The 10316-nt window shown below is 69.9% G+C and carries 8 protein-coding genes; 5 read left to right on the top strand and 3 right to left on the bottom strand.

Features of this window, described 5'->3' with window-relative positions; translation table 11 throughout:
* Positions 1-200: 200 nt before the first annotated feature.
* The 5 genes from HDR50_RS04370 (at position 201) to rimO (ending at position 7064) form a co-directional block, all read left to right on the top strand.
* Positions 201-1229 carry a hypothetical protein gene (locus HDR50_RS04370; RefSeq protein WP_291356261.1) on the top strand — a complete coding sequence of 343 codons (1029 nt, stop codon included), beginning with the start codon at positions 201-203 and terminating at the stop codon, positions 1227-1229.
* Between the two features lie 141 nt (positions 1230-1370).
* Positions 1371-3290, top strand: a complete 1920-nt coding sequence (locus tag HDR50_RS04365; protein ID WP_291356259.1) for a SurA N-terminal domain-containing protein — start codon at positions 1371-1373, stop codon at positions 3288-3290.
* 27 nt (positions 3291-3317) lie between these two features.
* Positions 3318-5144 carry a glutamine--fructose-6-phosphate transaminase (isomerizing) gene (gene glmS, locus HDR50_RS04360; RefSeq protein ID WP_291356258.1) on the top strand — a complete coding sequence of 609 codons (1827 nt, stop codon included), beginning with the start codon at positions 3318-3320 and terminating at the stop codon, positions 5142-5144.
* 8 nt (positions 5145-5152) lie between these two features.
* Entirely contained in the window at positions 5153-5725 is a 573-nt protein-coding gene (locus HDR50_RS04355) for a hypothetical protein (RefSeq protein ID WP_291356256.1), read from the top strand.
* 4 nt (positions 5726-5729) lie between these two features.
* Entirely contained in the window at positions 5730-7064 is a 1335-nt protein-coding gene (gene rimO, locus HDR50_RS04350) for a 30S ribosomal protein S12 methylthiotransferase RimO (RefSeq protein WP_291356254.1), read from the top strand.
* Here the strand turns inward: rimO and HDR50_RS04345 are convergent.
* Genes HDR50_RS04345 through HDR50_RS04335 form a run of 3 tightly spaced genes read right to left on the bottom strand, consistent with a single transcriptional unit; the run spans position 7040 to position 10256 of the window.
* A complete protein-coding gene (locus tag HDR50_RS04345) occupies positions 7040-8197 on the bottom strand; it encodes a glycosyltransferase (protein ID WP_291356252.1) in 1158 nt (385 codons plus the stop codon). The genes rimO and HDR50_RS04345 overlap by 25 nt on opposite strands.
* 45 nt (positions 8198-8242) lie before the next feature.
* The gene (locus HDR50_RS04340; RefSeq protein WP_291356250.1) at positions 8243-9193 is read right to left on the bottom strand and encodes an aminotransferase class IV; all 951 of its coding nucleotides are present in this window, start codon (positions 9191-9193) and stop codon (positions 8243-8245) included.
* Positions 9194-9209: 16 nt separating this feature from the next.
* Entirely contained in the window at positions 9210-10256 is a 1047-nt protein-coding gene (locus tag HDR50_RS04335; RefSeq protein WP_291356248.1) for an aspartate-semialdehyde dehydrogenase, read from the bottom strand.
* Positions 10257-10316 lie beyond the last annotated feature (60 nt).

Genomic DNA, 10316 nt, shown 5'->3' with positions numbered 1-10316 from the left:
TCGCCGCATCTTTCCGCCGGCGCGTCCCGCACCATCCTGCGGGGCGCCCGGCGTCATTCCGTCTTTACGAAAAAAGGAAAAACTCCTAGAATGGAGCCTTGCGGCATGATGCACCTTGGCGCGGCCCCGGGCCGGCCCGCTCATGTTGCGCCCGTGAAACCGTACTCTGCCAACATCCCGCGCAGCGCCGACAGCAAACCATGAACAGAAGTCACGCCATCCTCGCCGGCCCCCTGTTTTTCGCGCTCCTGGGCACCGCCTTTTGCGTCTGGAGCGCGCTCGGGAACGATGTCAATTTCTGCGTCACCACCGGCTGCACCCTGTACCAGGACTTCACCGTCGCCGGCATCTCGCTGTGGTGGTTCGGTACCGCGGCCTTCGGCGCGCTGGCCGGCCTTGCGCTGCTCGGCGCGGCGGAGTGGGCCCGCATCGTGGCCGCCCTCGCCATCCTGGGCGACATCTGCCTGCTTCTGCTCATGGCCTTCACCGCCCCCTGCATCAGTTGCCTCGTGGCGGCGCTCCTCTTCGCCATCATCTATTTTCTCCTGCGCCGCGAGCCCGCGCCGCAGAGCCGCATGCGCCCGGAGGGGCGGCGGCATTCCCTGCTGCTGTGGGTGTGGGCCGCGCTCTTCGTGGTCAATGTGGGCGCCGTGGCGCGCTCCCAGGCGGATGTGTGGCCCATCCTCGACGAAAGCGAAAACCCGGTCACGCGCATGTTTTTCTCGCCCTCCTGCCGCTACTGCATCGAGGGCATCAACGCGCTCTCCGGCAATGTGGACGTGGCCTTCTACCCCCTCGCCGAGACCGAGGCCGATGTCTGGAAGGTGGCGCGCATGCGCGCCCTGCTCGACGAAGGGCTCAACATCGCCCAGGCCCTCGCCCAGAGCCAGAATGTCCAGGAGCCCTCGGGCTTCGCCTCCTGGCGGCCGGGCATGCTGCTCCTGCGCTTCCGCCTGTTGCGCAACAAGGCCCATGTTTTCGCGGCCGGCTCGCAGGGCGTGCCCTTCTTCGAGCAGCGCGGCCTTCCGGGCGACATCCGCGAGCGCGTGGAACGCGCCCAGCAGCCGCGCGGCCAGGCCGACGCCCGCCCGGTCGCCCCGGCGCCTGCCCCGGATGACGACACACCCCGGGACGAGCGTCTGCCGCTGGATACGGGCGGCCTCAGCAGTTCCGGGGGCACCCAGTGCGGCGGCGCGGTGCCGTGCCCGCCGGGCACCGAGGCCCGCTAGCCTCCGGCCCCGCCTTCCTCCATCCTGCCACTTCCCGCCCCGCGGCCGCGGCGCCCTTTCTTGAAATTTGCCGCGCCCGCGCGTATACTGTCCTTTTCCTGTGATCCTCATTCCTGCGGCCAGGGCCGCACGGGAGCGCCCATGCTTGAGTATATCCGCACCAGCGCGCAGTCATTCGGCGTCAAGGTGGCCTTCGGCGTCATCATCCTTGTCTTCGTCTTCTGGGGCGTGGGCAACTTCAACGACCGGGATTACTCCAACGTGGTGGCCATGGTGAACGGCCAGCCCATCCTGGCGCAGGAGTTCGAGCGCGCCTACCGCAGCGCCGAGGAATACCTGCTGCGCGCCAACCCCGGGCTCACGCGCGAGCAGCTCATCCGCGACCATCTCGGGCGCACGGTGCTCAACGACCTCATCCGGCAGACTCTCGTCCTTCAGGAGGCCGAGCGCGCGGGCATCACCGTGACCCCGGTGGAGCTCAGGCAGGCCGTGGGCAAGATGCGCGCCTTTCAGGACGACAAGGGCCGCTTCGACCCCGAGGCCTATACCCGCGTGCTCGCCGCGCAGCGCAAGAGCCCGGCCCAGTATGAAAAGGAGCTCGCCGACGAGCTCCTGGCCGGCAAGATCTACGCCCTCGTCACCGCCCCGGCCTGGAGCGACCCGGACGAGCCCCGCCGCCGTTATGACTTTTTGCGCGAGCGGCGCAGCGTGGACTATATCTTCGTGCCCGCAGGGCGCTTCCTCGACAAGGTCACGGTCACGGACGCCGAGGCCCAGGCATGGTACGACGGCCACAAGGCGGATTTCGCCATCCCGGCGCGCGTCAACGTGGCCTATGTGGCCGTGCGCCCCGAAGAGCTCGTCAAGCCCGACAGCGTGAGCGAGGCCGACGCGCGGGCCTGGTACGAGGCCAACAGGAACCACTTTGAGCAGCCGGAGCAGGTGCGCGCGGCCCACATCCTCGTGCCGCTGCCGCAGGATGCCGACGCCGCGGCCGAGGGCGAGGCCCGCGAGGCCATCGAAAAGGCCGCCAGCCGCCTCAAGGCCGGCGAGGCCTTCGCCAAGGTGGCCGACGCCGTGAACCCCGAGGGCGCGGCCGGCCCGGGGGGCGAGCTCGGCTGGATCACGCGCGGGCGCACCGTGCCCGCCTTCGAGGAAGCGGCCTTCGCCCTCGAGCCGGGCACGGTCTCGGAGCCGGTGCGCAGCCCCTTCGGCTTGCACCTCATCCTCGTGGAAGAAAAGAATCCCGGCGGCGTGCCGGAATTTGAGAAAGTCGCCGACGAGGCGCGCAAGGGCGTGGCCTTCGAGCGCGGCTCGGACAGGCTGCATGACACGCTCGACAGCCTCATCGAGGACAATATCCTCAACAAGCCGCTCGCCGAAAGCGCGGAGCGCCACGGCCTCAAGGCGGCGGAAAGCGGCTTCCTGGACAAGGAGGGGCTGATCACCACCCTCGGGGTCAAGCCCGAGGGCGCAGACGCCCTGCTCGGCGCGGGCGCGGGCCTGCCCGTGGACAGCGCGCTGGAAGCGGGCGACAGCTACCTCGTGGCGCGCATCGTCGCCACTGAGCCGGCTTCCACCAAGCCTTTCGCCGACGTGAAGGACGGCATCGTGAAGATCCTCGGGGAGGAAAAGGCGCTCGCCGACGCGCTGGCCAGCGCGCAGGCCACGCGGGCAAAGCTCAAGGACGGCCCCCTGCCGGAGGCCGAAGCCAAAAGCCTCGGCGTGAAGCAGGCGCCCGCCATGGAGCGCGGCGGCGCCCTCGCCGACTTCGCGCCCGACCCGGCGCTCGCTGAAGCCATCTTCGCGGACAAGCCGGGCGACTGGCTCGAGCGCGTGTACAGCGTCAGCGGCCCGCAGGGCCCCGGCGCCCTCCTCTGCCGCGTGGCCGCGGTGCTGCCCCCGGACGGCGCGGAGTGGGAGAGCGTTGCCGAGGCGCTCACCGAGGGCGTCAGGCGCGAGCGCGAGGACGCGGTCTACGCCATCTTCCTCCAGAGCCTTGCGGACGGCGCCAAGGTGGAAGTGGTCAACAGCAACCTCGTCGACCGCGTGAACATGTAGGCGCGGCCGGCGCCAGGGGAGCGATCCATGTGCGGCATCATCGGCTATGTGGGCCACCGCCCGGCTGTGCCCGTGGTGGTGGAGGGCCTGGAGCGGCTCGAATATCGCGGCTATGACTCGGCGGGCGTCGCCTGGCTGCTTGCCGGGCGGCTGCATGTGCTGCGCGCCAAGGGCAAGCTCGCGGCCCTCAAGGAAAAGCTGGCCGATTCGCCGGCCATCACCGCCACCTGCGCCATGGGCCACACCCGCTGGGCCACCCACGGCGTGCCGGCCGAGCGCAACGCGCACCCGCATCTTTCCAACGACGGCTCCCTCGCCCTCGTGCACAACGGCATCATCGAGAATTATCAGGAGCTCAAGGCCGGCCTCGCGGCCCGGGGCTATGAATTTCATTCCGAGACGGACACCGAGGTGCTCGTCAACCTCATCGCCGAGCGCCGCAAGACCGAGCCCGACCTGCTCCACGCCTTCGCCGCCGCCCTGCGGGAGGCCCACGGCGCCTACGCCGTCTGCCTGCTCGATGTGGCGGAGCCGGACACGCTCTATGCCGCGCGCATGGCGGCGCCGCTCATCGTGGGCCTCGGCACCGGCGAAAACTTCGTGGCCTCGGACATCCCGGCCTTCCTGCCCTATACGCGGCGCGTGGTCTTTCTCGAAGACGGCGAGATCGTGCGCGCCACCGCCTCGGCCCACGAGATCTTCCGCCTCACTGACCTCTCCCCGCAGGAGCGCGAGGCCCAGACCATCCAGTGGGACATGCAGGCAGCGCAGAAGGACGGCTTCCGGCACTTCATGCTCAAGGAGATCTTCGAGCAGCCGCGCGTCATCACCGACGGCCTCGCCGGCCGCGTGGCCCACTCGGGCGACGGCGTGGTGCTGCCGGAACTCGCGCACCTCCCGGTGCCGAAGCGCCTGCATGTGGTGGCCTGCGGCACCTCCTACCATGCCGGGCTCTGGGGGCGGCACCTGCTGGAGGCCTGGGCGGGCATCCCCGTGCAGGTGGAGATCGCCTCGGAGTTCCGCTACCGCGAGAACCCACGCTTCGGCGAGGGGGAGATGGGCCTTGTCATCAGCCAGAGCGGCGAGACGGCCGACACCCTGGCCGCGCTCAGGCTCATGAAGGAGCGGGGCCTGCCCGTGCTCGGCCTGTGCAACGTGGTGGGCTCGTCCATCGCGCGCGAGGCCGAGGCCGTGCTCTTCACCCAGGCCGGGCCCGAGATCAGCGTGGCCTCCACCAAGGCCATGTGCAGCCAGATGCTGAGCCTTGCGCTCATGGCCCTCCACTGGAGCGAGCGCACGGGCACGCTCAGCCCGGCTGCCCGCAGGGAGCGCATCGGCATCCTCCAGTCCCTGCCGGCCCTGCTCGACGACAACCTGCCGCAGATGCACAAGACCGCGCGTGAGCTGGCCCTCAAGTACGCGCAGGCGGCCAATTTCTTCTACCTCGGGCGCGGGCATTGCTACCCGCTGGCGCTGGAGGGCGCGCTCAAGCTCAAGGAGCTCTCCTACATCCACGCCGAGGGCTATGCCGCCGGCGAGATGAAGCACGGCCCCATCGCGCTCATCGACCCGGCCTTCCCGACCTTTGCCATCGCGCTCGACGACGCGCTCTTCCCCAAGGTCAAGTCGAATATCGAGGAAGTGCAGGCGAGGCAGGGCAAGGTCATCGCGCTCACCAATCCCGGCACGGAGCTCGCCGCGGACGACGTGTGGCGCGTGCCGCCGCTGCCGGCGCCGCTCTCGGCCTTCGCGGTGCTGCCCGCGCTCCAGCTCTTCAGCTACGAGGTGGCCGACTACCTCGGCAAGGACGTGGACCAGCCGCGCAACCTCGCCAAGAGCGTCACCGTGGAGTGACGTGGACCATGCTCAAACCCTTCTACCAGGGCAAGCTGGACACCTTCTGCGCCATTTACGCCGTGCTCAACGCGCTGCGCCTGCTCTACGGCATCCGCGTGCTCAAGGCGCGCGACATCCTGAACGAGACGCTCATGGGCCTCGCCTCCCGGCCCGAGGCCTTCCGCGCGGTGCTCACCCAGGAGACGGACTATATCGCCCTCGTGGACAACCTGCTGCGCATCCAGGCCCGCGCCTTTCCGCTGGACATCCAGGCGCCCTTTGCAGGCGCAAAGTCCCTGCCCGGGCCGGACACCTTTTTCGCCGCCTGCCGCGACTGGCTGGCCCCGGAGAGCGGCCGGGCCATCGTCTTCCGCTTTTTGCGCAGCCTCACGCCCGACGGCGGCCCCCTGAACCGCCACTGGACCACGGCCGACCGCGTGGACGGCGATGTCCTCCACCTGTTCGACTGCAGCCACGAGGCCGAGGCCATCCTCAACATCAACAAGGCGAGCTTTGTCACCAGGGCCGACCACGTTTCCGCCGAGCGGCTTTTGCACATCCAGCCCGAAAGCGCGCGCTTCCTGCGCGTGCCCTTCTGACGCGATGCCTTCCACTTCCTTGCGCCGCCCGCTGCCCGTCTGGGCGCTGAGCCTCGGCTGCCCCAAGAACCGCGTGGACAGCGAACGCCTGCTGGGCTCGCTGGGCGTCGCCGTGAAGCCCGCGGCCCACATGGGCCGAAGCCGCCTCGTCTTCATCAACACCTGCGGCTTCATCGAGCCCGCGGTGCGCGAATCCATCCGCGCCGTGCTCGACGCGGCGCAACATCTCGGCAAGCTCCGGCGGCGGCCGCTGCTGGCCGTGGCCGGCTGCATGGTGGGCCGCTATGGGGTAGCCGAGCTTGCGAAAGAGCTCCCGGAAGTGGATCTCTGGCTGCCCACGGAAGATCTTGCGCGCTGGCCGGCCCTCGTGCGCGCGGCGCTGGGCCTTGCTCCGGCGCAAGGTTCCGGGGCGTTCGGGCGCCTGCTCTCCACCGGCCCCGCGTATGCGTGGCTCAAGGTGGGGGAGGGCTGCCGCCACAGTTGCGCCTTCTGCACCATCCCGTCCATTCGCGGGCCCCTGCGCTCGACGCCGGCCGAAGCCCTGCTCGCCGAGGCCCGCACCTTGCTCGGGCAGGGCGTGCGCGAGCTCGACCTGGTGGCGCAGGACGTTTCCGCCTGGGGCAGCGACTTCAGCGGCGGGGCGGAGCGCCCCCGGCTCGAAGACCTCATCACCGCCCTCGCCGGCCTCGACGGCCTTTTCTGGCTGCGCCTCCTCTATCTCTATCCCACGGGCATTACCGAGGCCCTCCTCAGGCGCATGGCCGAGCTCGGGCCCCCGGTGCTTCCGTACTTTGACATCCCCTTCCAGCATGCGGCGCCCGAACTCCTGCGCGCCATGGGGCGCCCCTTTGCGGGCGACCCGCGCCGCGTGCTCGAGCGCGTGCGGAACATCCTGCCCGACGCGGCGCTGCGCACCACCTTCATCGTGGGCTACCCGGGCGAGACCGAGGCGCAATTTCTGGAGCTGTGCCGCTTCGTGGAGGAGGCCCGCTTCACCCATCTCGGCGTTTTCGCCTACCAGGCCGAGGACGGCACGCCGGCCGCGAAACTCCCCGGGCAAGTCCCCATGGCCGTGCGCGAGGAGCGACGCGCGACCCTCATGGAGCTCCAGGCCTCGATCAGCGCGGACATCCTCGCCCAGACGGTGGGGAGCCGCCTCCCCGTGCTCGTGGACGCACCCGCGGACGAATGGCCCGGGCTGCACCGGGGCCGCGTGTGGTTCCAGGCGCCCGAGGTGGACGGCGTGACATGGGTGAGCGGCCCGGGTGTGACGCCCGGCGCCGTGGTGGAGGGCGATATTGTGGAAAGTTCGGACTACGACTTGAGCGCGCTGGCCTGAGCGCCCTCCACGCCCGCCGCCACTTCACCGCAAAAGGCTACAAAGCGCCCTGCCATGGCCTCGAGGCCGATGCCCGGGCGCAGGCTCTCGCCGGCCCCGCGCAGGCGCGCCCTGAGGCGCTCGTCGCGCATGACCGCGATCATGGCCCGCGCCAGGGCCTGGGGATCGCTTTCCCTGATGCGCACCGCCACATGCGGGGGCGCCCCGGCAAGGCGCTCGCGGTGCAGGGGGCTCAGCGCGCAGATGAGCGGCACGCCGAGCGCGATGCCGGCCCAGAGGGTCTGCGGCACTTCCTCGGGCGAGGTGCCGGGCGCGAGCCACGCCGAGCACTGGGCGAGCACTTCGGGCGGCTGCTCGCCGAGGATGGCGAGCCGGCCGGCCACGCCGAGGCTTTCGGCCTCGTGCAGTATCTCCCCAAAGCGCGGGCCCGCGCCGAACATGCGCACTTCCCACGGGGGCAGGTCTTCCCGCTGCCAGAGCGCGGCCATGGCCCGCACCACGGCGAGGGCGCCGGAATCGGGCCCAAGGCTCTCGCCCATGCCGAAGACATGGCGCTCTGTTTCGGGCGCGGGAGGATAGTCCGCCAGCGGGAGACCCGGGGCGAGCAGGTCGAGCAGGGCGTCGGGGCGGCGCTTTTCGGGGAGCTCTTGCCAGATTTCGTGAAGGCGCGCCCGCACATGCTCCGAGCCGCAGAAGATGCGGTTCGCCGCGCGCACGGGCCGGCCCCGGGCCACATCCGGCGCGGGCGGCCGCACGAAAAAGGCATGCGCGAGGTGGGCGCTCCCCTTTTTACGCATGCCGAACACGCGGCGCGAAAGGCCCAGGGCCTCTTCGCCCACGGTCTGGATGATGAGAAAGTCGCACCGGCGCTGCCAGCGCCAGAGGCGCACAAGGGCCGCCACGTCGCCCGCGCCGCCCATGGGCAGAACCGGCAGGCCCCGCTCCGCGGCGCGCTCATGCAGCCACGCCCCCCGGCGGCACACGAGGAGCGGCGTGAAGCGGCCGCCCTCCCTGAGGGCTTCCGTCATGGCGAACGCCTGTTCGGCCTCCACGCGCGCGAGTTGCGCGGGAGTTCCGGGAGGGGCGCCGGCGCCGTCCCCCTCCTGCTGGAGCGCCATGAGAAGAATGTGCATCACGTTCCCCGGGGCGCGGCATGCGCGCGTGTTCGGGCGGCTTTGCTAGTACGGCGTCCCGGTGGCGAGCATGTGCGCGAGCAGGGCGTCTTTCAGCCACAGGGCCACCGGCCCGGGGCGGCCGCGGGTCTCGCCCTCGCCCACCGGGCGCCCGTCAAAGTGGGTCACGGCCACGCAGAGCGTGGCGCTCGTGAAGAGCAGCATCTCCCGCGCGTGGGCGATCTCGTCCCGGTGGATGGGGCCTTCCACCACGGGCATGCGCTCCGCCGCCAGCTTCAGCGCCGCGAGGAGCGTCGTCCCGGGGAGGATGCGCCGTATCTCGGGGCTGCGCAGGCGCCCAGCCGCATCCACGATGCCGATGTTGGCGATGGCCGCCTCGCCCATGTGGCCCTCTTCGTCAAAGGTCACGGCCACGTCCATGCCCTTCTCCCGCGCCTCGGCCGCCATGAACACATTGGGCAGATAATTGGTGTTCTTGATGCGCGCGAGATATTCCTGCTTGGGGGGTATGGCGCTCGTGAAGGCGGTGAGCCCCTTCTCGTAATATTCCTCCGTGGGGAGGCGCGAGGCGAGCGCCACGATGTAGAGCCCGGCCACCGGGCACTCGGCCGGCGAGATGCCGAAGCCGCCCGGCCCCCGGGAGAGGAAGACACGCACGTCGCAATGGTCGCGCCCGCCGGCCCGGGCCACGTCGAGGATGCGCTCGCGCAGCTCCTCCCACGAACAGGGCGGCGTGATGGAAAGCGCGGCCGCGCCCTCGCGCAGGCGCGCCAGATGCGCTTCGAGGGCGAAAACGCGCCGCTCCCGGCAGCAGATGCTCTCGAAAAGGCCGTCGCCCCGGTGGCAGAGATGGTCGTCCAGCGGCACGAAGAGCAGGCGCCCGTCCGTACAGATCCGGCCCACGCGCCAGTCATAGAAGGCGAGCACCTTTTCCGCGCCCGGCCTCGGCGCGGCCAGCAGGGCTTCGAGATAGGCCTCGCGGTCGGACGCTTCCATCCCCGCCCCTCCGCGCTTACGCGATGAACACGTCCCGATCGGGCACGCGCACGAGGTCGCGCCGGACAAGCTCCTCGGCGATCTGCACGGCGTTGAGCGCCGCGCCCTTGCGCACATTGTCGGCCACGATCCACATGTTGAGGCCCTTTTCCACGGATTCGTCCTCGCGGATGCGGCCCACGAACACGTCGTCCTCGCCGATGGCGTCGGCCTGCATGGGATAGAGCAGTTCGCGCGGATTGTCGAACACGCGCACGCCAGGCGCCTGAGAAAGCAGGATGCGCGCCTCCTTGGGGGTCATCTTTTTCCTGGTCTCCACGTTGACGGCTTCGCCGTGGCAGTAGAACACGGGCACGCGCACGCAGGTGGCCGTCACCTTGATGGACGGGTCTTCCATGATCTTGACGGTCTCGTTGACCATCTTCATCTCTTCCTTGGTGTAGTCGTTGTCCTGGAAGACATCGATGTGCGGCAGCGCGTTGAAGGCAATGCGGTAGGGATAGACCTTGCTTTCCGGGTCGCGGCCGTTGAAGAGGTCGCGCACCTGGCGCTCCAGCTCCTCGATGCCCTTCTGGCCCGTGCCGGACACGGCCTGGTAGGTGGAGACCACCACCCGCGTGACGCCCACGGCGTCGTGGATGGGCTTCAGCACCACCACCATCTGGATGGTGGAGCAGTTGGGATTGGCGATGATGCCCTCGTGCTTGTCGAGGGCGTCGGGGTTGACCTCGGGCACCACAAGCGGGCAGCGCGGGTCCATGCGCCAGGCCGAGGAATTGTCCACCACCACGCAGCCGGCATGCGCGGCCAGCGGCGCGAACTTTTCGGAGGTCGAGCCGCCCGCGGAGAAGAGCGCGAGGTTTATACCCTCGAAGGAATCCTCCTTCAGCTCTTCCACCACCAGCTCCTCGTCGCCAAAGGGCACGCGGCTGCCGGCGGAACGCGCCGAGGCGAAGGCGGCAACGCGCGTGGCCGGGAAGGCCCGGTCATGGAGGGTCTTGAGCATTTCACGGCCCACGGCGCCGGTGGCGCCGACAACGGCGACGGTCAGGTTCTCGCTCATGGCGGTATCGGTCTCCTTCTTGCTTGGCTTTGCGGGAGGGCATGCGGCCCCTGCCGCCCT

Origin of the sequence: Desulfovibrio sp., from assembly GCF_014803725.1 — a bacterium.
Classification (GTDB): domain Bacteria; phylum Desulfobacterota; class Desulfovibrionia; order Desulfovibrionales; family Desulfovibrionaceae; genus Desulfovibrio.
The sequence above is the reverse complement of the archived record's forward strand: the minus strand, read 5'-3'. Positions and strand labels throughout refer to the sequence as shown.

Coding starts and splice junctions, on each gene's coding strand:
- HDR50_RS04370 (WP_291356261.1), top strand. CDS start 201: ATGAACAGAAGTCACGCCATCCTCGCCGGCCCCCTGTTTTTCGCGCTC.
- HDR50_RS04365 (WP_291356259.1), top strand. CDS start 1,371: ATGCTTGAGTATATCCGCACCAGCGCGCAGTCATTCGGCGTCAAGGTG.
- glmS (WP_291356258.1), top strand. CDS start 3,318: ATGTGCGGCATCATCGGCTATGTGGGCCACCGCCCGGCTGTGCCCGTG.
- HDR50_RS04355 (WP_291356256.1), top strand. CDS start 5,153: ATGCTCAAACCCTTCTACCAGGGCAAGCTGGACACCTTCTGCGCCATT.
- rimO (WP_291356254.1), top strand. CDS start 5,730: ATGCCTTCCACTTCCTTGCGCCGCCCGCTGCCCGTCTGGGCGCTGAGC.
- HDR50_RS04345 (WP_291356252.1), bottom strand. CDS start 8,197: ATGCACATTCTTCTCATGGCGCTCCAGCAGGAGGGGGACGGCGCCGGC.
- HDR50_RS04340 (WP_291356250.1), bottom strand. CDS start 9,193: ATGGAAGCGTCCGACCGCGAGGCCTATCTCGAAGCCCTGCTGGCCGCG.
- HDR50_RS04335 (WP_291356248.1), bottom strand. CDS start 10,256: ATGAGCGAGAACCTGACCGTCGCCGTTGTCGGCGCCACCGGCGCCGTG.